The following is a 23,706-nucleotide window of genomic DNA, read 5'->3' as shown; positions in this document are numbered from 1 at the left end:
AAAGGCCGCGCTCTCAACCGGCGCGGCCTTTTCATATCGGAACTCCGGTTCCAGGTTCTTTCCCTCAGGATGTCGAGTTTTTATATGCCTCGATGGTTTCCTCAAGCGTTGCCTGTTCGATCCGCCGCTGACCAGCGGAGAGGAAAAAAAGTGACAGCGCTGGCGGCTGAACGATGTTTGCGAGCGCACGCAGGCGGAAATCGTTGCTGTCTTCCGCCCGTTCAGTCACGTCGCGTGCATATTCTTCAACATAGGTGCTGCGCGAAACCCTTTGCGGCGGCTTGATGGGCTCCATCGCATATGCGGCGGTATTCGCCGAAACCGTAACAACTTGTGTCATACTCATCACCAAGATACGTCTATTAGCGAATAATATCGTGTTCTCGTGGGCGCATCTTTAATCTGAGTGGTGCAATTTTATTAAAAGCTTAAGTACGTGTTCTGTCGGAAACCTTGTCATCCGCTCCATATCTATCGTGTACATCGCAAGGCATGCGGCGCGACGGGAAAATATCGCCCGTTTTCCGGTATTTAGACCTTGTTCCGGTCGGTCAGCGACCCGATGCCGCGCTTCTTAGTCCGCACTTGCAAATGTGCGGCAATATGTCATTTTCCGACAGAAACAGGATTTGGGTGTAATCATTTTGGTTGACGAAATTTCCTTATACGGATTTCTCATTGTCGGGTGTGTTTCAAAGGGAGGGACTGAAACATGATTATCCTGGTCGGCTACGTCAGCATCGAGGGACAGTCGCGCAAGATTGCCGAAACCATTGCCGCGCAGATCGAAAAGGGCGGGGATCGGGCCGTGCTGTTCAATGTGGTGACGGGTGCCGAATTTGGCGTCGATCACCCGCAGGCCGCCATTCTTTGCGCTCCCATCCATGCGGGGCGATACCCTGTGCCCTTCATCGATTTCGTCCAGCGGGAAAGGGACTGGCTGAAGAGTGTTCCGAGCGCCTTCGTATCGGTCTCGCTGTTCATTCGCAGCGAATATGCCGACGAACGCGAAGAGGCGATGCATTTCCCGGACGCGCTGATGGCTGAGACCGGTTGGGTTCCCGGCATGGTGCATCATGCGGCGGGGGCATTGCGTTACACCGAATACGATTTCTTCAAGCGCTGGATGGCCAAACGTCTGGCGGAACGGGAGGGAGCGCCGACCGATACGAAGCAGGTCCACGAGTTCACGGACTGGGCCGCACTTCAGAACTTTACCGGCGAGTTTCTGACGGCTGCCAAAGCCTGAGAGACCGACCGTCGAGGGACTGGACGCAGGCGCGACCGGGCGCTAGGACAATGGCATGATGCAAATCCTGCTTGTAGCGGCCGGTGGGGCCGTCGGTTCCGTTTGTCGTTATCTCGTGGGGCTTGGAGCCTTGCGGCTGCTCGGGTCCTCTTTCCCGTGGGGGACACTGACGGTCAATGTCGTCGGCTGTTTCGGTATCGGCGTGCTGGCGGAATTGATCGTCGCGCGTTTCGGAGCCTCGGCGGACCTCCGGCTGCTGCTGATTACCGGTTTTCTCGGCGGGTTCACGACGTTCTCGGCCTTCGCGCTGGATGCGGTGTCGCTCTTCGAGCGGGGAGCTGCCTTCAGCTCGGTCGTCTACCTCGCCAGTTCCATCGTCGTGTCCATTGCCGCGACGGTCGCTGGCATGCTGCTGATGCGCTCGGTGCTCTGAGGGGAGCCGCAACCGGTTTTCCTGTTTCCATCTTCAATCGAAATGCTCTAAAGCGCTTTCGAGAACGATAGTTGCGTATCAGACGCCAGAACCACCGGAAGACAATTTAATGGCAGGCATCGAACACATTACCGTGGACGCCGATGAGGCGGGCATGCGGATCGACCGCTGGTTCAAGGTGCATTTTCCGGGCCTCGGCTTCGGCGCCCTGCAGAAGCTGCTGCGCTCCGGACAGGTCCGGGTCGATGGCGGTCGCGTGAAGACCGACAGCCGCGTGCAGCCGGGGCAGGTGGTGCGCATTCCGCCCCTCGACGTCGACCTCAAGGTGAAGGCCGGGCCGATCGGGTCGCATGACCTCAAGCATTCCGACGACGGCGCGCTGCTGTCGCGCATGCTGCTGCACGAGGACGACAAGGTGTTCGTTCTCAACAAGCCGGCAGGTCTCGCCGTGCAAGGCGGTTCGGGGCTCACCCGCCATATCGACAAGATGCTGGAAGCATGGACCAACAAGAAAGGCGAGAAGCCGCGGCTGGTGCATCGCCTCGACCGTGATACCTCTGGCGTGCTGGTGGTTGCACGCACCCGCGGCGCCGCCCAGAAGCTTACGGCGGCATTCCGCGAGCGAGACACGCACAAGACCTATTGGGCGCTGGTCAAGGGCGTGCCACGCAAGCACGAAGACAAGATCTCGACATGGCTGGTCAAGGACCAGACCGACGAAGGCGACCGCATGCGGGTCGCCAAGCATGGCGAGGACGGGGCCGACCACGCCGTTTCCTACTACCGTGTGATCGACACCGCCGCGCAGAATCTCGCATGGCTCGAGATGGAGCCCTATACCGGCCGTACCCATCAGTTGCGCGTGCATGCGCTCCATATCGGCCATCCGATCATAGGGGACCCCAAATATTTCATCGACGATCCGAACTGGGACTTTCCGGGCGGTATCCAGAAGCGGCTGCATCTGCATGCCCGCCATATCGACATTCCGCATCCGTCCGGCGGGCGGCTGAAGGTGACCGCACCCCTGTCGCCGCACATGGTGCAGAGCTGGAACCTGCTCGGCTTCAATCAGGAAGACGGCGACAAGGATGAAGACGCGTGAGGGGTATGGAATGAAGCTGGTACTTTTCGATTTCGATGGAACGCTGGTGGACAGCGCAGGCCTGATCTACGAGACAATGCGGCGTACATTCGAGGCGTTTTCGCATCCCGCTCCGACGTTCGAGGCGACCAAGAGCATCATCGGCCTGACGCTCGATATCGCGATTGCGCGTCTTCAGGGCAAACCGCATGTCGACGACGAGGCGGTGCAGATGGCGGCTCACTACAGGAGCCTTTTCACCATCGTCAGGAAAGATCTCGATTTTCGTGAACCTTTGTTCGACGGAATCGCGCCACTCATCGAAAAGCTCGTCGCGCGCGAAGACGTTCTGATCGGCGGGGTAACGGGTAAATCGCGGCGTGGTCTCGATCTCGTTCTTGAAACACATGGTTACACGCCTCATTTCTTCGTCACCCGCACGGCGGACGATTGCCCGTCCAAGCCGAACCCGGCCATGGTCAGCGAGTGTTGCCGCGAGGCGGGGATCGCGCCGTCGGATACGGTCGTCATCGGCGACGCCATCTACGACATGCAGATGGCGAAGGCCGCAGGCGCTACCGCCATCGGCGTCTCCTGGGGCTATGCCTCTGTCGATGATTTGTGGAAGGCGGGAGCGGATGCGGTGGTCGACCGGCCCGAGACCATCCTGAGCTACATCCATCAGGGATAATTGACCATGCGCGATATTCTGAGCGACCTCGGACCCGAACTCAGCGATGCCGATCCGGTGCGCCGGGCCCAGATCCAGATGAAGCGGCCGCTGGCCAGGCGGTTCTATGAGGCGGTTTCCGTGGAGCCGGAGGAGGGCGGTTTCGCCGTTCGCCTGGATGGCCGCACGGTGAAGACCCCGGGCAAGAACGTGCTTCGCCTGCCGACGCAGGCCGCCGCCGAGCTGGTGGCGGACGAGTGGCGGGCGCAGGCGCAGGAGATCGATCCGGCGACGATGCCGGCGACCCGGCTTGCCAATACCGCGATCGATGCGATTTCCGGGCAGGAAGAAGAGGTCTTTGCCGATATCGTCCGCTTCAGCGGCACCGACATGCTGTGCTACCGCGCTGATGGACCGCAGGAACTCGTCGCCCGCCAGTCGCAGCGCTGGGATCCGGTGATCGACTGGGCGGTTTCGGTACATGGCGCCCGCTTCATTCTTGCCGAAGGCATCATCCATCAGGAACAGCCGGAAGAGGCCGTGTCCGCCTATTCGGCGGCATTGCGCCCCTTTGCCAGCCCGATCGATCTCGCCTGCCTGCATGTCGTCACCACGTTGACCGGTTCGGCGCTTCTGGCGCTTGCCTTCGCCCATGGACAGCTCGGTCGTGACGAGGTCTGGTCGCTCGCCCATCTCGACGAGGACTGGACGGACGAGCATTGGGGCACTGATGCCGAAGCGCAGGCGCGTCGCGAGAAGCGGTTTGAGGAAATGGTTGCCGCAACGGCGCTGTTTGCCGCTCTCCGGCAGGCAAGTTAACTGACCGCTAACCATAAAAGTGAAATCCTGACGATGACAGGGAATCATCGGCCGGGACGTTTCACATGCTTGCACGGATCTTCAGGTTCAGCTTTGCGCTGCTGCTTCTGGCGGCGCTGGCATCCTGCAGCATTTTTCAGGGACGACCGATCACAAGACCGCTTGTGTATTACGTGCGGGAAGTGACTGTGATGGCGGATGCCGGCGTGCCGCTCGGTGTCATCCGAGGGGTCGACCGTCGCGTTTCCGCGGCCGTCGCCTCGACGAGGCCGCCTGCCGGCGCCCAGCGTGTGGCGATGCTGATCCGGATCGAGGAGATCGGAACAGGCTTCGGCGCCCGTCGCGGTATTCCCAACGCACGCTTCACCACGACGGCCGTTTCTCTGGAAACAGGCGAGCCGGTGGCTGAGGGCACGTTCAACGTCAGCGGGACGACCGATGCACCCGGCATGGCGGAGGAAAGCCTCGCCGAGGAGATTTCCGCCCGCATCCGTTTTGCCTTCTCGCTGGTCAATCCGTCGCTGCGCAAGGTCGTGCGTCCGCCGCGCACGATGATGACCAAGTTCGTCAGCGATCCGCCGGAGCCCGTGGTGCCGGAGGTGCCCGTTGCCCCGGTCGTCGTTCCCAATCCTGCCGCAACGAGGATCAATCCCGAGGATGGTGCCAGCGGGACGATCAGGCTTGGCAATTGAGCCTCAGGGCCCTTATGCAGCGCCGCGTTCTCGTCTGCCGGTCACGTTGTCTTGTCGTGACCGGCGTGTAATTGACTTTGGCCGGTTGCGGGCCTAATCACATGGAATACGGATGGTTTTCATGTCCGCCTGCCGGTGGATTGAAAAGCAAAAGGGAATGCGACAGCGGTGACCCAGACCGGGACCGTCAATCGCAGCCGACCCCGCGACTGTAGAGCGGCGAGGGTATTCCGTCCGGTGCCACTTTTCGATGGATGACGGTTGCATGGTGCAACAGATCCGGAAGAAAGGCGGGGCCGGAAAAGCCACTGAGGGGCTGTGCGATCAGCCAGGGCGGACGCCTCTATCATCTACGAATCGTCCCCCTTTCGCGCAGCATCGACCCTCGGGAAGGTGAGGAATATCCGCTGGCGCGTCGAGCGCCACGACCCGCGAGCCAGGAGACCTGCCAACCGTGCCGGGCATTGGCCCACACCTTCACAGGGGAGGATACCCCTTGTTGCCAGCACGGAGGTTGTCGTGGCGACGTCATCCAGAAGCGGGGTCTCCAGATCCCGCGCATCGGCGCATTGCATCATGCTCCTGGGATCAGCGTCTCGGGATTTGGCCGATATGCTGCAATTTCTCAAGACGATTGATGCAGGGCAGCCTGACCGGTTTGCCATGCTTCCGTCCGCTTTCTCCGGTCCCACGCGATGACTGTGGAAGGCTTCTCGATCCTTGTGCTTGGTGGCGCACGGTCCGGCAAATCCCGTTTTGCCGAAGGGCTGGCCACCGGCTCGGGCCTCGATCGGCACTATATCGCGACAGGCCGGGCCTATGACGACGAGATGCGCGAGCGGATCGCCAAACACCGCGCCGACCGTGGCGACGGCTGGAAGACCCATGAAGAACCCGTCGATATCGCCGGCCTGCTGCGCCGGATCGACGGTCCCGATCGCATCGTGCTGGTCGACTGCCTGACGCTCTGGGTCACCAATCTGATGATGGCGGAAGAGGATGTGGCCGCGCGTTCGGCGGAACTCGTCGAGACCGTTGCCGGCCTCTCTTCGCGTCTCATTCTCGTTTCCAATGAAGTCGGTCTCGGCATCGTGCCGGAAAACCGCATGGCGCGCGAATTTCGCGATCATGCCGGCCGTCTTCACCAACTGGTCGCGCAACATGCGGCCGAAGTCTATTTTATCGCGGCCGGACTGCCGCTGAAAATGAAGGGTTGAACCATGCTGCAGGAAAAGATCCCCGCGACCGTCATCACCGGCTTTCTTGGCGCCGGCAAGACCACCATCATCCGCAACATGCTGATGAATGCAGGCGGCAAGAAGATCGCGCTGATCATCAACGAATTCGGAGATCTCGGCGTCGATGGCGATGTGCTGAAGGGCTGCGGTGCGGAAAACTGCACCGAGGACGATATCATCGAGCTGACCAATGGCTGCATCTGCTGCACGGTCGCCGACGACTTCGTGCCGACCATGCAGAAGCTTCTCGAACGGGACGTTAAGCCCGACCACATCGTCATCGAAACCTCTGGCCTTGCCCTGCCGCAGCCGCTGGTCGCCGCCTTCAACTGGCCGGATATCCGCACGCGGGTCACCGTGGACGGCGTGGTGACGGTAGTCGACAGCGCGGCGGTCGCCGCCGGCCGTTTCGCTGACGATCACGACCGCGTGGACGCCATGCGCGAGGCCGATGATAGCCTCGACCATGACAGCCCCATCGAGGAACTGTTCGAGGATCAGCTCACCTGCGCCGACCTGATCGTGCTTAACAAGACTGACCTTCTCGACGGCGAGGGCGTGGCCCGTGTCAGGGCGGAAGTGGCCGAGCGGATCGCGCGCAAGCCGACCCTGATAGAGGCGAAGAACGGCGATGTGCCGGCTATCGTCCTGCTCGGTCTCGGCGCAGGCACCGAAGGCGACATCGAGAACCGCAAGTCTCATCACGAACTGGAACATGAGGCGCTGCATGCGAGTGGCGAGGCCCATGACCATCATCACGACCACGACGAATTTGAGAGCTTCGTGATGAAGCTTCCGCCGATTGCCGATCCGGCAGGTTTCGTCGAGCGGCTGAAGGATGTGATCGCAACCCATGACGTGTTGCGCCTCAAGGGCTTCATCGACGTACCCGGCAAGCCGATGCGCCTCGTCATTCAGGCCGTCGGCTCGCGGGTGGACACCTATTTCGACCGTCCCTGGGCGGCTGGCGAGAAACGCGAAACCCGTCTCGTGGTCATCGGCCTGCACGAATGGGATTATGCGGCCGTAGTGGGGGCCGTCGACAAGGCGGCTTCGTAAGGCCTCGGTGCCGATGACGCTGCCCTTGTAGGACAATACCGATGCATCTCCTGCTAGCCCAGAAAGGTTCGATCAGCGATGGCGAGGAGGCGATAGACCTCGGCCAGACGCCGGGCGATATCCTCTTCCTTTCTGCCGCCGATACCGAGCTTGCCTCAATCGCGACCGCCGTGGCCGCGCGGACGGGCGGTCCGAGCGTGCGGCTGGCCAGCCTGATGCAGCTCAAGCATCCGATGTCGGTCGATACCTATGTCGAGCGTACCGCGCGGCATGCGAAGCTGATCGTCATACGGGCGCTTGGGGGCGCGAGCTATTTTCACTACGCGCTGGAGGCGCTCAACGCCTGCGCTCGTCGGTCGAGAGCTGCAATCGCCGTTCTCCCGGGCGATGACAAGCCGGATGCGGGGCTTTCGGTCTTCTCGACCATTGCGGCGGACGATCTCGATGCGCTCTGGTCCTATCTGGTTGAGGGCGGGGCTACGAATGCGTCCGCCTTTGTCGATTACGCCATGTCTCTCATCGGCTTTGGCGAGAGGCCACAGCCGGCCGCGCCCTTGCTGAAGGCCGGGATATGGTGGCCACGCAGGGGTGTGATCGGGGTCGAGGAATGGCGCGAGGCTGCGAATGCCGTCCCTCATCCGTCTGCCGGCACCTTCTCCCCGTTTAACGGGGAGAAGGGACAATCGGAGCCGTCGCTGCCTCCTTCGCCCCGCTTGCGGGGAGAAGTTGCCCGAAGGGCGGATGAGGGGCAGGCTCCCGCTGTTATCTCCCATGCGGTCTCACATCCTGGAGAACAGCCCATCGCCGCCATCTGCATTTACCGCGCGCTCGTCCAGAGCGGAGAAACGCGTCCGGTCGAGGCGATGATCGATGCGTTGCGGGCCGCAGGATTGGCGGCGCTGCCGGTCTTCGTGTCCAGCCTCAAGGATCCGGTTTCGGTCGAGACGCTGCGGCACATCTTTGCCGAGGCGCCACCGGCCGTCGTGTTGAATGCCACGGGCTTTGCAGTCTCGGCGCCGGGCAGCGAGCGCGCATCCACCGTGCTGGATGAGACGGGCGCGGTGGTTCTGCAGACGCTGTTTTCCAGTTCGGCGCGCGAGGCGTGGGAGCAATCCTCGCAGGGGCTTTCGGCGCGCGATCTCGCCATGAGCGTGGCGTTGCCGGAGGTCGACGGCCGGGTGATGACGCGGGCCGTCTCGTTCAAGGCTGCGGCGCGTTTCGATGCCCGCGTCGAAACCAATATCGTCACCCATGAGCCGGATACCGGTCGTGCTGCCTTCGTCGCGAAGCTTGCCGCCAGCTGGGCGCGGTTGCGCAACACCGCAGCCGCATACCGGCGCGTGGCGATCGTGATGGCGAACTATCCGAACCGGGATGGAAGGCTTGGCAATGGCGTCGGGCTCGATACGCCGGCCGGCACCATGGAAGTGCTGAAAGCGATGGATGTGGCCGGATACGAGGTGGGCAGTCTGCCAACCGATGGCGATGCGCTGATGGCGCATCTGATGGCGGGGCCGACCAATGCGGCAAGCGACGGACGGGAAATCCGCGAGACCATATCAGTAAATGATTACATTCGTTTCTTCGAAAGTCTTCCGGTAAAGGTTCGGGATGAGGTGACGGCGCGCTGGGGTGGGCCGGAGGCCGATCCGTTCTTCCTCGACGGGCGTTTCGCGCTGCCGCTGTCCCGCTTCGGAAACGTGCTTATCGGTATCCAGCCGGCGCGCGGCTATAATATCGATCCGAAGGAAACCTATCACTCTCCCGATCTCGTGCCGCCGCACGGCTATCTCGCCTTCTATGCCTATCTGCGCGGAGCGTTCGATGCGCATGCCGTCGTCCACATGGGCAAGCACGGCAATCTCGAATGGCTGCCGGGCAAGGCTCTGGCGCTTTCGGAAAACTGCTATCCCGAGGCGGTTTTCGGCCCCCTCCCGCATCTCTATCCGTTCATCGTCAACGATCCCGGCGAGGGAACGCAGGCCAAGCGGCGGACCTCGGCCGTCATCATCGACCATCTGACGCCGCCCCTGACGCGGGCCGAAAGCTACGGGCCGCTCAAGGACCTGGAGGCTTTGGTCGATGAGTATTACGAGGCCTCGGGCGGCGATCCGCGACGGTTGAAGCTCCTGAAGAAACAGATCCTCGATCTCGTCGCCGATATCGGGCTCGATCAGGACGCCGGCATTGCGAAGGGCGAGGCCGAGGAGGCCGCGCTCGAAAAGCTCGACGCCTATCTCTGCGACCTCAAGGAAATGCAGATCCGCGACGGGCTGCACATCTTCGGCCTCGCGCCGGAGGGACGGTTGCTCACCGACCTTACCGTGGCGCTGGCGCGGGTGCCGCGCGGGCTGGGCGAGGGTGGTGACCAGAGTTTGCAGCGGGCGATTGCGAGGGATGCGTTTGAAAGACAAAACCCCTCCCCAACCCCTCCCCACAAGGGGGAGGGACTTCCTCTTGCGTTCGAGGACCCCGTGCACGCCCAAGGGCAGCCGCGGATATTCTCCCCCCTTGTGGGGGAGATGGCCGGCAGGCCAGAGGGGGAGTTTCTTTTCCGGGTCGATAAATTCGACCCTCTCGACTGCGTGATGTCGGATCCATGGACGGGGTCGAAACCTGATATTCTGGCGGATCTCACCGACCAGCCGTGGCGAACCAGGGGCGACACGGTCGAGCGCATAGAACTGCTGGCGGCGAAGTTGGTAGGGGGCGAGGTAGAGTGCCCGCCGGAATGGTCGCGGACGCGTGTGGTACTCGACGAAATTCAAAACCGGCTGCAGCCTGCCGTGGTCAAGTCGGGCAGGGCCGAGATCGAGGGACTGTTGACCGGGCTCGATGGACGCTTCGTGCCGCCCGGCCCGTCCGGTGCGCCGACGCGCGGCCGGCCGGATGTGCTGCCGACGGGACGCAATTTCTATTCAGTCGACAGCCGCGCGGTTCCGACCCCTGCGGCCTATGAGCTTGGCAAGAAGTCGGCGGAACTGCTGATTGCGCGTTATGTGCAGGACCATGGCGAATGGCCCACTTCCTTCGGGCTGACGGCCTGGGGAACGTCCAACATGCGCACCGGCGGAGACGATATCGCGCAGGCGCTTGCGCTGATCGGCGTGAAGCCGCTGTGGGACATGGCCTCGCGGCGCGTCACCGGCTACGAGATCATCCCGCAGGCGGTGCTCGGCCGGCCGCGTGTCGACGTGACGCTTCGGATTTCCGGATTCTTCCGCGATGCTTTCCCCGAGCAGATCGCCCTGTTCGACAAGGCTGTCCGGGCGGTGGCCGCGCTTGACGAGGATGAGGGTGACAATCCGATTGCGGCGCGAGTGAAGGCCGAGATGGCGCAGTTCCTTGCCGAAGGACTGGATTACAAAGCGGCTGCGCGCCGCGCGGGCTACCGGGTGTTCGGTTCGAAGCCCGGTGCTTACGGAGCGGGCCTACAGGCGCTGATCGACGAGAAGGGCTGGGAACGGCGGGGCGATCTGGCCGAGGCCTATCTGGTCTGGGGCGGCTATGCCTACGGGGCGGATGTCGAGGGCAAGGCGGAGCGTGGCCTGTTCGAGGAGCGGCTTCGCCGGGTGCAGGCGGTGGTGCAGAACCAGGACAACCGCGAACACGACCTTCTGGACAGCGACGACTATTACCAGTTCGAAGGCGGCATGACGGCGGCGATCGAGCATGTCGCAGGCAATCGTCCGACCGTCTATCACAACGATCATTCGCGACCGGAAAAGCCGGTGATCCGCAGCCTTGAGGAAGAGATCGCCCGCGTGGTGCGCGCCCGCGTCGTCAATCCGAAGTGGATCGAGGGCGTGATGCGGCACGGCTACAAGGGTGCCTTCGAGATCACCGCGACGGTCGATTACATGTTCGCCTTCGCTGCGACGACGGGTGCCGTGCGCGACCACCATTTCGAGGCGGTCTATCAGGCCTTCGTTCTGGATGAACGTGTCCGCGACTTCATGGCCGAGAAGAATGCGCCGGCACTCAGGGAACTGGCCGAACGATTGATCGAGGCGATCGATCGCAGGTTGTGGACGCCGAAGAGCAATTCGGCGATGTTCGATCTTTCCCGGCTCTCCAAGCGCGGAGCCGAAACGATGAATGGAGTACAGGAACCATGACCGAGGAAGTTGAGGGTTCGTCGCCCGCGGATCTCGCCCGCCACGCGGAGAAGATGGCGAAGAAGAAGGCGGCGCGTGAGAAGATCATGGCCACCAAGACGGGCGAGAAGGGCCTCGTCATCGTCCATACCGGCAAGGGCAAGGGCAAGTCGTCGGCCGCCTTCGGCATGATCTTCCGCCATATCGCGCATGGAAAGAAATGTGCGGTGGTGCAGTTCATCAAGGGGGCGATGTCGACCGGCGAGCGTGACCTGATCCTCAGGCATTTCAGCGATCTGTGCGAATTCCATACCATGGGCGAGGGTTTCACCTGGGAAACGCAGGATAAGGCGCGCGACATCGCCATGGCGCAAGCCGCCTGGGAAAAGGCCAAGGAACTGATCCGCGATCCCTCCTATTCCATGGTGCTGCTGGACGAGATCAACATCGCCATCCGCTACGACTACATCGATATCGCCGAGGTTGTGGAGTTCCTGAAGACCGAGAAGCCGGAGATGACCCATGTCGTGCTGACCGGCCGCAACGCCAAGGATGAACTGATCGAGATCGCCGACCTCGTGACCGAGATGGAACTGGTCAAACATCCCTTCCGCTCCGGCATCAAGGCGCAGATCGGGGTGGAATTCTGATGAGCCAGAGCTGGGCCTTCTGGGCATTTCTGTCGGCGGTCTTTGCGGCGCTGACGGCGATCTTCGGCAAGGTCGGCGTAGCAGGCGTCAATTCGGATCTCGCGACGCTGATCCGCACGGTTGTGATCTTTCTCGTCCTGATCGGCATCGTGACCGCCACCGGCCAGTGGCAGTCGCCATCGAGCATTTCTGCAAAGACCTGGGTGTTTCTCGGTCTTTCCGGCATTGCGACCGGTGGCTCGTGGATTGCCTATTACCGGGCGCTGAAGATTGGTGATGCCGCCCGCGTCGCGCCGATCGACAAGTTGTCGATCGTGATGGTGGCGATATTTGCCGCGATCTTCCTCGGCGAAAAACTGAGCCTTGGCGCCTGGGCCGGTGTTGCGATGATCGGGGCGGGCGCCGTCATGGTGGCGGTTTTCTAGTTTTCCGGCCTTCTCGGCGTTTTGCCGAGAATGTCTTGAAGGGGAACCATTCCCGACCTCTGCCGTTTTTCAACCACTGGAAAGATGGCGTGAGTGAGCAGAGATGACATTGGACAGGGCCGCGTCTGAACACGACACTTCCGGTGACGGGAGAGCGAGCGGGGAAGGCGGTCTTTTGCGCAGGGATCGGGAAAAGGCCGGGTTTCCCGAGCTGTTCTTCGACCTCGTATTCGTGTTCGCGCTGATCCAGATGTCGCACACATTTGCCGAGGATTTCGGTATGACATCCATCGTGGAAGCCGCGATATTGCTGCTCGCGCTGTGGTGGGTGTGGATACAGACGACGCTGCTCACCAATCTTCTCGACACCCGGAAAGCCGAGGTGCGGCTCCTGCTCTTTGCGCTGATGTTTTGCGGGATACTGCTTTCGATCGCACTGCCGGAAGCCTTCCATGACAAAGGGTTGCTGTTCGCTTCCGTCTATGCCGCCATGCAGATCGGCCGGTCGCTTTTTTCCCTGTTTGCCCATCGCAATGCCGACCGGCCTGCTTTTCTGACGTTTCTCAGAATGACGATCTGGCTTACCTTCTCTGCCTGGTTGTGGCTGAGCGGAGCGCTGGTCGAGCCCTCATCCAGAATAGCGCTCTGGAGCGTCGCGATCCTGATCGAATATGCGGCCCCGACGTTTAACTATTATCTGCCCGGCCTCATGCGCGGCGCGAACGGCGAAACACTCCGGGTCTCAGGCGAGCATTTTGCCGAGCGTACCGCGTTGTTCGTCATCATCTGCCTGGGCGAGACGATCCTGACGACGGGCAAGACCGCCGTCGAGCACATGCAGACTCCGCTGACTTTTCTCGTTTTCTGCTGCGCTTTCGCAAGCACGGTGCTGATGTGGTGGCTCTATTTTCACGATGGCCAGAAGAGGATGGCAAGAAAGGCGGAAAATACTCGCAACCCGCAACTGATTGCGGAGGTACTGTTCGTCTACGGCCATCTGCCAATCGTGATGGGCATCGTCATGACCGCCGTCGGTGAGGATTTCAGCCTCTCGCAGGCGTTCGATCCGGCAGGGTTGCGGGAAACAGTAACGATTGCCGGCGGGCCGGCGCTTTTCCTGACCGGTACGGGTGGGCTCAAGTTTCTTGCGGGGCGCGGGCTGCCGAGTTCCCATTGCGCCGGGGCGATAGCTATCGTCGGCTTGGGGATCGTCTCCAGCCTGCCGCCTTTCGCACTGCAGTTTTCCGCAACCGCAATTCTTCTGATCGTGGCCGTATGGGAATTCCTGTCGTTGCGAACCGGTGTTGCCGACCGCATCCCGCTGGAGGCCAAGCCTTTGTCCGGGGCCTCAGAACCCCACCCATAGGCGAACCGGGTTGGTCGGATCCATCAGCAGTTTCGATGCTAGCGCGACGCAGGTGACGATCAGGAGCGGCTTGATCAGCCTTGCGCCGATGCGCATGGCGAGCCGTGACCCTGCCTGCGCACCCAGGAACTGGCCAAAGCCCATTAGCAGCCCGACCTTCCAGAGAACCACACCGCTTGCCATGAAAACCACGAAGGCGCCGACATTGGAGCCAAGATTGAGAAGTTTAGTGTGGGCGGTGGCCTTGAGCACGCCAAAACCGGCAAGCGAGACGAAGGCCAGCATGAAGAAGGAGCCGGTGCCCGGGCCGAACACGCCGTCATACAGGCCGATCAGCGGCACGAAGGTCAGGCCGAAGACGAAGGGCGTCATGCGCTGGTGGCGGTCCTCGTCGTGCAGGTTGGGCTTCAGCGCGAAATAAAGTGCGATCGCGATCAGCAGGAAGGGCATGATCACGCGCAGCAAGTCGCCGGGAACGACCGTCGCGATCACTGCGCCGACAGCTCCGCCGAATACCGCCATCGCCGCCATCGGCAACTGGCTCTTCAGGTCGACATGGCCGCGTCGCGCATAGGCAATGGTCGCTGAACCGGCCCCGAACATCGATTGCAACTTGTTGGTTCCAAGCGTTTCAAGTGGCGGAATGCCCGCGATCAGCATGGCAGGAATAGTGATCAGACCGCCGCCGCCGGCTATCGAATCGATGAAGCCGGCGATGAAGGCTGCGAGAAAGAGAAGCACCAGGCTCTGGAGTGCGAGATCGATCACGATGATCCTGTGTAGTTTCGGCTGCGGCGGGAGGTCCTGTCATGCACCAAACCGCCAGTCGGGGCAACACGTTGCGGGGCGAATGCCGGTCGCATCTGAGACCTTCGGCGCATCCTCCACACAATCCGGCGCAAACGGGTTTGACCGGTCATGTCGCCTTCGATAAAGCTCTGTCTCATGTGCGACGGCGCCTGTTCGACAGGCTGGAAATAGTCCGGTGCGGCCGACCCAATCAGGGGGCCAATTCCGGAGCTGTCCCCAAGGCCAGAGAGCCGCAACATGCGGTTCCGGCGCTTCGTACATAAACGGCAACGAAGCATGGAGGCCTTGGCTCATGGCTGAAAAACTCGGAATCATGGTTTGCGGACACGGTAGCCGCAACCAGAACGCAGCGCGCGAATTCGCGGTGATCGCGGAAGCGTTGCGCGAGCGCAATCCCGACCTGCCGGTGGAATACGGCTATCTCGAATTCTGCAATCCGGTGATTTCAGCCGGCCTCGACAAGCTCCGTGCCGAAGGCGTGACGCGGGTTCTGGCTGTTCCCGGCATGCTGTTTGCTGCGGGACACGCCAAGAACGACATTCCCTCGGTGCTCAACACCTATCAGGCGCAGAACCCCGGTATGGTCATCACCTACGGGCGGGAACTCGGGATCGACCTGAAGATGACCCGCGCTGCCGGGGACCGTATCCAGGAGGCCGTTGACGAGGCGAACGCGACGCTCGGTTTCGTCGACAAGCACGAGACGCTGCTGATGGTGGTGGGGCGCGGCTCGTCCGATCCCGATGCCAATTCCAACGCCACCAAGGTCATGCGCATGCTCTGGGAAGGCATGGGCTTCGGCTGGGGCGAAACCTGCTATTCCGGCGTGACCTTCCCGCTGGTCGAGCCGGGCCTCGAGCATGCTGCCCGGCTCGGCTACAAGCGCATCATCGTCTTCCCGTATTTCCTGTTCACCGGTGTGCTGGTGAAGCGCATCTACAGCTATACCGATGTCGTTGCCGAGCGGCATCCGGAGATCCAGTTCGTCAAGGCGAGCTATCTCAACGACCATCCGCTGGTGCTGGACGCCTTTCAGGATCGCGTCGGGGAAATCCTCGAGGGTGCCGCGCTGATGAACTGCCAGATGTGCAAGTATCGGGAGCAGGTTCTCGGCTTCGAGGCGGATCTCGGCCAGCCGCAGGAAAGCCATCACCACCATGTCGAGGGCATCGGCGGAGGTCTCGAAGACTGTCCATGCGGCGGCGATTGCGATGCGTCCTGTCGCGATCCGGAATTCTGCAAGGAACACGGCTTGCCGTGGACGCCGGTGCACAGCCATGCGGAGCCGAACGATCTGGCGCCTGCCTTCGACTATGGCGCCTCCACCACGCTCGGCGGCAAATACGGCCACCTCCTGAATGCCGCACCCGATGCTGGGCTGGAAGCCGTTATGAACGCTCCCTCCAGCGGCAAGCCGGCGGCTCACGAACACGGCCCGAACTGCGGCTGCGGCCATCACGATCATGACCACGATCACCACCATGGACATCATGGCCACGATCATGACCATGATCACGATCACGGACATGACCACGGGTATGGTCACTCGCACGACCACGGGCATCACGGTCATCACCACGCGCCTTACCCGCATGCGGACCATCCGCTCGGGCCCAATTCGATGAAGAAGAAGTGATGGCTTCCAATCCAGAGAGGAGTATCCGCTGAGCGCCTCGTTCGACTACATCCGCGATCCGGCAGAGATCTATCGGCAGTCCTTCGAGACGATCCGCCGGGAAGCGGATTTGTCGCGCTTTTCCGGTGGGATGGAGAAGCTGGCGATCCGCCTGATCCATGCCTGTGGAATGACGGACCTTGCCGGCGATATCGCGTTTTCGGACGGGGCATTCGACGCGGGGGCTGCGGCGCTGGCCGCCGGCGCGCCGGTTCTCTGCGATGTCGAAATGGTTCGCCACGGCATTATCCGGCGGCTGCTTCCGGGGGACAACGAAGTGATCTGCCTCCTGAACGATGAGCGCGTGAGGCCGAAGGCGGCTGAAATCGGCAATACGCGTTCCGCTGCGCAGGTTGACCTCTGGGGTGACAGGCTTGTCGGGGCTGTGGTTGCCATCGGCAATGCGCCGACGGCGCTTTTCCGGCTGCTGGAACTCATCGATCAGGGAGCGCCGAAGCCGGCGCTGATCCTCGGCCTTCCGGTCGGGTTTGTCGGCGCGGCGGAGAGCAAGGACGAACTGATCGAGCACAGCCGCAGAGTGCCGTTCATCGCGGTTCGCGGCCGGCGGGGCGGTTCGGCCATGGCCTCTGCCGCCGTCAATGCGCTTGCGGGAGGGCTCGGCGCCAATGACTGAAACGCCAATGACTGAACCATGGCTGACCATCATCGGCGTCGGAGACAACGGCCTCGAAAGCCTGACGCCGGAAGCGCAATCGATCATCTGGCAGACGGAAACGCTGGTGCTCGGCGAGCGGCTGGATGCCGTGATCGACGGCAGTGCGCTTCCGGCGCTCAAGCGCATTCTCAACTGGAGTGGCGGGTTCCGCGAGACCTTGCGCGAGGTGCTGAAGCTGCGCGGCTCGTCCGTCACCATTCTCGCCACCGGCGATCCCATGCATTTCGGCATCGGGGCAACGCTCCGGCGTTATGTGCGGGCAAGTGAAATGTACGTATTGCCATCGCCTTCGGCCTTTTCGCTTGCCGCCGCCCGGCTCGGCTGGCCGCTGCAGTCGGTGGCGACGATCTCGTTGCATGGTCGTCCGCTTGCCTCTCTCAACCGGCACCTGATGCCCCGGCACCGTATCCTGGCGCTTACCGCCGGGGCGGAAACGGTGCTGGGTGCAGCGGCGCTGATGGTGGAGCGCGGCTTCGGCAATTCCGTTCTGACCGTGCTGGAGCATATGGGCGGCGACCGCGAGCGGGTGTTCGCCATGACAGCCGCAGAGCTTCTGGGCGCGCAACCCGAGATCGCGGAGTTCAACACGCTGGCGATCGACTGCGTTTCGGATTCGCCGTTGGTTTCGCCTGTGGCGGGCTTGCCGGACGATGCCTTCCGCCATGACGGGCAGCTGACAAAGAAGGAAATCCGGGCGGTGACGCTGTCCATCCTGCAACCCTTTCCGCATGGACTGCTGTGGGATGTGGGCGCAGGCTGTGGTTCGATTGCGCTCGAATGGATGCGGATCGGGTTCGGCGCGCGGGCCATTGCCATCGAGGAAAAGCCTGAAAGGGTCGCGATGATCCGCGAGAACGCCGACGCTCTCGGCCTGCCGGATCTCGATATCGTCGAGGCGAGGGCGCCGGAGGGCCTTGCCGGTCTTGATGCGCCCGATGCCGTCTTCATCGGCGGCGGCATTACCCATGAAGGTCTGTTCGAGGCTTGCTGGGAGGCCTTGCCGGTGGGCGGGCGGCTGGTCGCCAATGCGGTGACCATCGAGGGCGAGGCAAGGCTTGCCGAGCTGCGCGGCATCCATGGCGGTGAACTCGTCCGACTGCAGGTCGCGCGCGCGGCGCCTGTCGGGCGCTATTGCGGATGGAAGTCGCTGATGCCGGTGACGATCTGGTCGGTGACGAAGGGAGAGACGGCATGACCGGCAAACTCTATGGCCTCGGTCTTGGCCCCGGCGATCCGGAACTCATCACGCTGAAGGCACACCGCATTCTGACGGGCGCGCCGGTCATTGCGTATCCCGCGCCGGATACCGGTCCGAGTTTTGCCCGGCAGATTGCTGCGCCCTATATCGGCGCGCATCAGTTGGAAGTGCCCGTCATCGTGCCGATGCGGGTCGAGCGTTTCCCGGCGCAGGAGGTCTATGACGGGGCGGCGGAGACACTGGCGCGTCATCTGGACGCCGGTTCCGACGTGGCGGTGCTGTGCGAGGGCGATCCCTTCTTCTACGGCTCCTTCATGTACCTGTTCGAACGGCTGTCCGACCGCTACGAGACCGAGATCGTGCCGGGGGTTTCCTCGATGATGGCGGCGGCGGCGGCACTCGGTCGACCGATTGCAGCGCGAAACGACGTGCTCAGCATCGTGCCCGGTCCGCTCGACGACGAGATCATGCGGGCGCGGATCGAGGCGGCGGGTGCCGTCGCCATCATCAAGGTCGGCCGGCATTTCGCCCGCATCCGCGCCTTGATCGAGGCGATGGGACTGACGTCATGTGCAGGCTATGTCGAGCGCGTCAGCCTTGCCGAACAGCGCGTGCTGCCGCTGGCCGATGTGGCGGAGGAAAGCGCGCCTTATTTCTCGATGATCCTTATCTACAAGGGCGGGGAGGGCTGGAACGCCCGGACCGCCGCTGCAACGGAATGATCCAATGACCCTTGCCCAGAAACCTGCCGTCGTCATCCTGTCGCAGGCCGGCCATGATATCGGACGCAAGATCGCACTCGCCATCGGCGGCGAGCTGCATGGGGCCGAAGCGCGGACCAGCGATGCCGACGTCCTGTTCGAGGACACGAAGACCCATATCGCGACACTGTTTGCCACCGGACGGCCGATTGTCGCCGTCATGGCCTGTGGAGCGCTGGTGCGGATACTTGCGCCGCTGCTGGCCGACAAGCATGCCGAGCCGCCGGTTGTTGCCGTCTCGCAGGACGGCGCTTCCGTCGTGCCGCTGCTCGGCGGTCATCACGGTGGCAACGATCTGGCGCGGCAGATCGCCGATGGCCTCAACTGCCGCGCGGCGATCACCACGGCGGGCGACCTGAAATTCGGCCTCGCTCTCGATGAACCGCCGGCGGGCTATGGGCTTGCCAATCCGGAAAACGCCAAGGCGGTGATGGCCGAGCTTGTCGCGGGCGCTTCCGCACGGTTGCAAGGCAGTGCGTCGTGGCTATCCTCCTCGCGCATTCCTTTCTCTGAAGACGGCAAGGTGACACTGACGGTTACCGACGAGCCGAAGACGGCAGGCGCGCTCGAACTGGTCTATCATCCTGAAACCCTGGTGCTCGGCATGGGTTGCGAGCGCAATGCTTCGACGGAGGAGGCAATCGCGCTCGCCGAACAGGCGCTTGAGGAAAGCGGCCTCGCCCGCCAGAGCCTCGCGGCAGTGGCCTCTATCGATCTCAAGGCCGACGAACGGGCGATCCATGCGGTTGCCGCGCATTTCGGCGTGCCGGCACGGTTCTTCAGCGCTGCAAGGTTGGAGGAAGAGGCCCCGAGGTTAAAGAACCCGTCGGATATCGTTTTCGCCGAGGTCGGGTGCCATGGTGTCGCCGAAGGTGCGGCGCTGGCAGCGGCCGGTGCAGATAGCGAACTCGTTCTCGCCAAGATCAAGTCGAAAGGAGCGACCGCCGCTATTGCCCGCTCCAGCGGTATCGTGGAAGCCAATGCTGTAGGACGGGCGCGTGGCACGCTCTACGTGGTCGGTATCGGCCCGGGGGCCGACCAGTGGCGCTCGCCTGAGGTTTCGGCCATGGTTGCGGCCTCCACCGATCTCGTCGGCTATTCCCTCTATCTCGACCTGCTGGGACCGCTTGCCTGCGGCAAGGCGCGGCATGATTTCGACCTCGGCAAGGAAGAGGCGCGCGTCGTGCATGCCATGGAGCTTGCCGGCGAGGGCAGGACGGTGGCGCTGGTCTGCTCCGGCGATGCGGGCATCTATGCCATGGCGACGCTTGTGTTCGAACTTTTCGACAAGGGCGGGATTACGGATGCCGCAAGCCGGATCGACGTGCAGGTCTCGCCCGGCATTTCCGCTCTGCAGGCGGCTGCGGCCCGCATCGGCGCTCCGCTCGGCCACGATTTCTGCACCATCTCACTTTCCGACCTGCTGACGCCCTGGGAGCATATCCAGCGGCGCGTGAAGGCGGCAGGCGAGGGCGATTTCGTCATCGCCTTCTACAATCCGGTATCGATGAAGCGCCGCACGCAGCTTGCCTGGGCACGCGACAAGCTTCTGGAATACCGCCCGGCCGACACGCCGGTGATCCTCGCCACCAATCTCGGCCGGCCCGGCGAACATGTCCGCACCGTTCCGCTCGGCGAACTCAATGTCGACGACGTCGACATGCTGACCGTGGTGGTGGTGGGATCGTCGGAGAGCCGCACGGTGACCATGGGCGACGGCAAGACCTGGGTCTACACGCCGCGCGGCTATTCCGGGAAGTCGGATACGGGGATGAAGGGTGCGGCCGAGTGAGGTCCGCATCTTCATTCATTTGCCGCGGCACAGACCTCGAATACTGACAAGGATGACAGCATGACCGTCTATTTCATCGGTGCCGGTCCCGGCGCACCTGATCTCATAACCGTGCGGGGGCTAAGGCTCATCGAGCGGTGCCCGGTATGTCTCTATGCCGGTTCGCTGGTGCCGGAGGAAACCGTCAGGGCCGCTCCGGAGGGAGCGATCGTCAAGGACACGGCGCCGATGCATCTCGACGAGATCATCGCCGAGATCGAAGCCGCGCATGCGCGTGGCGAGGATGTGGCGCGGGTGCATTCCGGCGACCCGTCGATCTACGGGGCGATCGCCGAACAGATGCGGCGGCTCGATGCGCTCGGTATTCCCTACGACGTGGTGCCGGGCGTTCCCGCCTTTGCCGCGACCGCCGCACGGCTCAAGACAGAGCTGACCCTGCCCGAGATCGCCCAGACGATCATTATCACGCGGACCGAAATGAAGGCATCCTCCATGCCGGAGTTCGAGACGCTGGAGATCCTCGGCAAGTCGCGGGCAACGCTTGCCATTCACCTCTCCATCCGCAATCTCGGCCATGTCCGCGATACGCTTGTGCCCTATTACGGCGAGGATTGCCCCGTTGTCGTGGCCTATCGCTCGACCTGGCCGGACGAACTTTTCATCCGTACGACGCTGAAGGACATGGCGGAGGAGGTGCGCAAGGCGAAGATCACTCGCACGGCCCTGATCATGGTCGGCAGGGTGTTCGGTCACGTCGAATTCCGCGACAGCGACCTTTACAATTCCGACTTCAGCCATGTGTTGAGGAATGTCGGCAAGAAGAAGAAGGCCGTGAAGTAACCGGTTTGTCCGCCGTTGACCGCGGCGGACAAAGCTGTAGCCTTCGCGTATGTACATCCTCAAGCGCGGAATCAAGAAGGACCCGGTGAGGCGGTGGGCGCTGCCTGACCGCATCTTCTTCGGCTATGGCGCATGCCATATCCTTGCGGGCGTCTATCTCCAGAAACCGCCGCTCCAGGGCTTTTATGCCGAGCGCATCATTCCCGCCGAGGGCTTCGCGGGCGGGCATATGTATGTGACAGACGGCATTATCGCTTTCGATTTTCACGGTTACTCGTTGCGCGACCGGCTTCTGGCGCATCACCGCAAGGGCTGGTCTGCGCACAGCCCCGGCTGGAGCAGCGTTATCGAGGATGTCGATTTCGACGCGCTCGACACCGAACAGTTGAACGCGCGCAAGATGCTGGGGCCTGACCAGTATCTCCACGATCCCCGACCGCGCGCCGTCGATTTCATCAGGCGCCGGGATCATGCGCGGGATGGGGACCGGGCGCGAAGACTGGCCAATCGTCATTGTTGAAAGGGAGGAATGCCATGTCGGAAAAGGACGGTATTACGGAAGGCAGCTGCCGCTGCGGGCAGGTGAGGCTGAAGGTGAAGGGCAGGCCGATGATGACGATGGCCTGCCATTGCACCGGGTGCCAGAAGATGACGTCGAGCGCGTTTTCGCTGAGTTCGCTCTACCCGCTGGAGGCGTTCGAGGTTTCCGGCCTCGAGCCGGAGATCGGCGGGCTGCACGGAGATCTGCGGCATTTCTTCTGCCCCCATTGCATGAGCTGGATGTTCACGCGTTTCGATGGCATGGGACCCTTCGTCAACATACGTTCAGCACTTCTCGATGATTTCGGCGGTTTCCGTCCTTTCATCGAAAGCTACACCAGCGAGAAGCTGCCCTGGGCTGAAACGCCGGCGCGGCACAGCTACCCGAAATTTCCGCCGATGGAGGACTTTCCCGGCCTGATGGCCGAATTCGCCCAATCGGGCAACTGAGCCGGTTGGCGCGACATCGGCAAATCTTCGAGCATAATCTTGTCGATCCTCGTTTCACTCCGGTCGGATTATGCTCTATCTCTTTGTTTCGACGCAATTCCTGACGCAAAACCGCTTCACACTTTTGCTGGAATTGCTCTAAGACAACGGCTTCGCATTCCTTCCAAAACGCAATTCGGCGGATTTCATGCACAAGGTCATTTTCGATACGGATCCGGGCGTCGATGACGCCATGGCGCTGCTCTTCCTTCATCATCATCAGGAGATCGATCTTCTTGGTGTGACCACGGTCTTCGGTAACGCGACCATCGAGACGACGACGCGCAACGCGTTGTTCCTCAAGCGCGAGTGGAAGATCGATGCTCCTGTGGCGCGCGGCGCCGGCGAGACCTTCATCCCGCATCGCGTTTCCCACGAGCCGCCGAAGTACATCCATGGTGATGACGGTCTCGGCAATATCGGCGTGCCCGAGAGTATAGACCTTCCTGTCGATCCGCGGCCGGCCCATCGCTTCATCGTGGACACCATCCGGGCCAATCCGGGTGAGGTGACGCTGGTGGCGGTTGGAAGAATGACAAACCTTGCCAATGCGTTGAAGGAAGATCCTGAGATTGTTTCTCTGGTCAAGGAAGTCGTCATCATGGGTGGCGCCTTCGATATCAACGGCAATGTGACGCCGGCTGCCGAGGCCAATATCCATGGCGATCCGGAAGCCGCCGATATCGTGTTCACCGCGAGTTGGCCGGTGGTCATCGTTGGTCTGGACGTGACCACGAAGACGGTGATGACCCGTCAGCAACTTGCAGACATCCGCGACGCGGCGGGCTCCAGCCGTGCTCGGCTGCTGTTCGCTCTCTCGCAGTTCTATATCAAGTTCTACGAGAGCCGCGTGCCCGACGGCATGGTGGTGCATGATAGCTGCGCCTGCGTCTATGTCGTGGCGCCGGAACTTTTCACGACCCGCTCGGGTTCTGTGCGTGTCGTCTGCGGCGGCATTGCCGACGGCGCGACGATCCAGAAACCTGATACGCGTGGTTTCGGCCCAAGCGACTGGGACAACCTGCCGAGCCAGAAGGTCTGCGTCGACATTGAACCCGACGCGGTGCTGAAGGTCATTCACGACACGATCGTCAGCGTGAAGGAAGACTGAGAAAAGGGGCCAAGCGGCCCCTTTTTTGTATC

General features: G+C 62.2%; 23 protein-coding genes and 1 riboswitch. Of the genes, 21 read left to right on the top strand and 2 right to left on the bottom strand.

Going from position 1 to position 23,706, the window contains the following annotated elements; translation table 11 throughout:
- Nucleotides 1-64: 64 nt before the first annotated feature.
- Entirely contained in the window at nt 65-346 is a 282-nt protein-coding gene (locus NBH21_RS06725; protein ID WP_342452005.1) for a hypothetical protein, read from the bottom strand.
- Between the two features lie 366 nt (nt 347-712).
- On the opposite strand from NBH21_RS06725, the gene NBH21_RS06720 reads away from it, so the two are divergent.
- The 12 genes from NBH21_RS06720 (at nt 713) to NBH21_RS06665 (ending at nt 13,782) form a co-directional block, all read left to right on the top strand.
- Nucleotides 713-1,249 (top strand): flavodoxin domain-containing protein, encoded by a 537-nt coding sequence (locus tag NBH21_RS06720; RefSeq protein ID WP_250916225.1) that lies wholly within the window; start codon nt 713-715, stop codon nt 1,247-1,249.
- Between the two features lie 55 nt (nt 1,250-1,304).
- Nucleotides 1,305-1,682, top strand: a complete 378-nt coding sequence (gene crcB, locus NBH21_RS06715) for a fluoride efflux transporter CrcB (RefSeq protein ID WP_250916226.1) — start codon at nt 1,305-1,307, stop codon at nt 1,680-1,682.
- Between the two features lie 109 nt (nt 1,683-1,791).
- Nucleotides 1,792-2,787 (top strand): RluA family pseudouridine synthase, encoded by a 996-nt coding sequence (locus NBH21_RS06710; RefSeq protein ID WP_250916227.1) that lies wholly within the window; start codon nt 1,792-1,794, stop codon nt 2,785-2,787.
- A 10-nt stretch (nt 2,788-2,797) separates the two neighbouring features.
- The gene (locus NBH21_RS06705) at nt 2,798-3,457 is read left to right on the top strand and encodes an HAD-IA family hydrolase (RefSeq protein ID WP_250916228.1); all 660 of its coding nucleotides are present in this window, start codon (nt 2,798-2,800) and stop codon (nt 3,455-3,457) included.
- Nucleotides 3,458-3,463: 6 nt separating this feature from the next.
- Complete coding sequence (locus tag NBH21_RS06700) at nt 3,464-4,255, top strand: ATP12 family chaperone protein (RefSeq protein ID WP_250916229.1); 792 nt, start codon at nt 3,464-3,466, stop codon at nt 4,253-4,255.
- Between the two features lie 65 nt (nt 4,256-4,320).
- Entirely contained in the window at nt 4,321-4,947 is a 627-nt protein-coding gene (locus tag NBH21_RS06695; protein WP_250916230.1) for a hypothetical protein, read from the top strand.
- Nucleotides 4,948-5,043: 96 nt separating this feature from the next.
- Nucleotides 5,044-5,414: riboswitch (cobalamin riboswitch) on the top strand.
- Nucleotides 5,415-5,642: 228 nt separating this feature from the next.
- The gene (gene cobU, locus NBH21_RS06690) at nt 5,643-6,164 is read left to right on the top strand and encodes a bifunctional adenosylcobinamide kinase/adenosylcobinamide-phosphate guanylyltransferase (RefSeq protein ID WP_250916231.1); all 522 of its coding nucleotides are present in this window, start codon (nt 5,643-5,645) and stop codon (nt 6,162-6,164) included.
- Nucleotides 6,165-6,167: 3 nt separating this feature from the next.
- On the top strand, nt 6,168-7,244 hold the full coding sequence (cobW, locus tag NBH21_RS06685; RefSeq protein ID WP_250916232.1) for a cobalamin biosynthesis protein CobW: 1,077 nt from the start codon (nt 6,168-6,170) through the stop codon (nt 7,242-7,244).
- Nucleotides 7,245-7,285: 41 nt separating this feature from the next.
- Nucleotides 7,286-11,362, top strand: a complete 4,077-nt coding sequence (cobN, locus tag NBH21_RS06680) for a cobaltochelatase subunit CobN (RefSeq protein ID WP_250916233.1) — start codon at nt 7,286-7,288, stop codon at nt 11,360-11,362.
- Nucleotides 11,359-11,991, top strand: coding sequence for a cob(I)yrinic acid a,c-diamide adenosyltransferase (gene cobO / locus NBH21_RS06675; RefSeq protein ID WP_163899325.1), 633 nt, complete (start codon nt 11,359-11,361; stop codon nt 11,989-11,991). The genes cobN and cobO overlap by 4 nt, the downstream gene beginning before the upstream one ends.
- On the top strand, nt 11,991-12,416 hold the full coding sequence (locus NBH21_RS06670; RefSeq protein ID WP_250916234.1) for an EamA family transporter: 426 nt from the start codon (nt 11,991-11,993) through the stop codon (nt 12,414-12,416). The genes cobO and NBH21_RS06670 overlap by 1 nt, the downstream gene beginning before the upstream one ends.
- A gap of 103 nt (nt 12,417-12,519) precedes the next feature.
- Nucleotides 12,520-13,782: a low temperature requirement protein A gene (locus NBH21_RS06665; RefSeq protein WP_250916235.1), complete on the top strand. Its 1,263-nt coding sequence runs from the start codon at nt 12,520-12,522 to the stop codon at nt 13,780-13,782.
- Here NBH21_RS06665 and NBH21_RS06660 read toward each other — a convergent pair.
- Complete coding sequence (locus NBH21_RS06660; RefSeq protein ID WP_250916236.1) at nt 13,765-14,550, bottom strand: TSUP family transporter; 786 nt, start codon at nt 14,548-14,550, stop codon at nt 13,765-13,767. The two genes, NBH21_RS06665 and NBH21_RS06660, sit on opposite strands and share 18 nt — an antisense overlap.
- Before the next feature lie 334 nt (nt 14,551-14,884).
- Between NBH21_RS06660 and NBH21_RS06655 the strand changes: the two genes are divergently transcribed.
- The 9 genes from NBH21_RS06655 (at nt 14,885) to NBH21_RS06615 (ending at nt 23,674) form a co-directional block, all read left to right on the top strand.
- Complete coding sequence (locus NBH21_RS06655; RefSeq protein ID WP_250916237.1) at nt 14,885-16,228, top strand: sirohydrochlorin chelatase; 1,344 nt, start codon at nt 14,885-14,887, stop codon at nt 16,226-16,228.
- 28 nt (nt 16,229-16,256) lie between these two features.
- Nucleotides 16,257-16,901 carry a precorrin-8X methylmutase gene (locus NBH21_RS06650; RefSeq protein WP_250916429.1) on the top strand — a complete coding sequence of 215 codons (645 nt, stop codon included), beginning with the start codon at nt 16,257-16,259 and terminating at the stop codon, nt 16,899-16,901.
- A gap of 7 nt (nt 16,902-16,908) precedes the next feature.
- Nucleotides 16,909-18,138, top strand: a complete 1,230-nt coding sequence (gene cbiE / locus NBH21_RS06645) for a precorrin-6y C5,15-methyltransferase (decarboxylating) subunit CbiE (protein ID WP_250916238.1) — start codon at nt 16,909-16,911, stop codon at nt 18,136-18,138.
- Nucleotides 18,135-18,863 carry a precorrin-2 C(20)-methyltransferase gene (cobI, locus tag NBH21_RS06640; RefSeq protein ID WP_250916239.1) on the top strand — a complete coding sequence of 243 codons (729 nt, stop codon included), beginning with the start codon at nt 18,135-18,137 and terminating at the stop codon, nt 18,861-18,863. Before cbiE ends, cobI begins: the two co-directional genes overlap by 4 nt.
- Before the next feature lie 4 nt (nt 18,864-18,867).
- Nucleotides 18,868-20,694, top strand: coding sequence for a precorrin-3B C(17)-methyltransferase (cobJ, locus tag NBH21_RS06635; protein WP_250916240.1), 1,827 nt, complete (start codon nt 18,868-18,870; stop codon nt 20,692-20,694).
- Nucleotides 20,695-20,754: 60 nt separating this feature from the next.
- Nucleotides 20,755-21,534, top strand: a complete 780-nt coding sequence (cobM, locus tag NBH21_RS06630; protein ID WP_250916241.1) for a precorrin-4 C(11)-methyltransferase — start codon at nt 20,755-20,757, stop codon at nt 21,532-21,534.
- A gap of 49 nt (nt 21,535-21,583) precedes the next feature.
- A complete protein-coding gene (locus NBH21_RS06625) occupies nt 21,584-22,054 on the top strand; it encodes a hypothetical protein (protein WP_250916242.1) in 471 nt (156 codons plus the stop codon).
- A gap of 14 nt (nt 22,055-22,068) precedes the next feature.
- Nucleotides 22,069-22,524 (top strand): GFA family protein, encoded by a 456-nt coding sequence (locus NBH21_RS06620; protein WP_113448526.1) that lies wholly within the window; start codon nt 22,069-22,071, stop codon nt 22,522-22,524.
- Between the two features lie 187 nt (nt 22,525-22,711).
- Entirely contained in the window at nt 22,712-23,674 is a 963-nt protein-coding gene (locus tag NBH21_RS06615) for a nucleoside hydrolase (RefSeq protein ID WP_250916243.1), read from the top strand.
- Nucleotides 23,675-23,706 lie beyond the last annotated feature (32 nt).

Origin of the sequence: Ciceribacter sichuanensis (assembly GCF_024055605.1) — a bacterium.
Lineage (GTDB): Bacteria > Pseudomonadota > Alphaproteobacteria > Rhizobiales > Rhizobiaceae > Allorhizobium > Allorhizobium sichuanense.
Note: the sequence above shows the minus strand (reverse complement) of the source record. Positions and strands in the feature narration are given on the sequence as shown.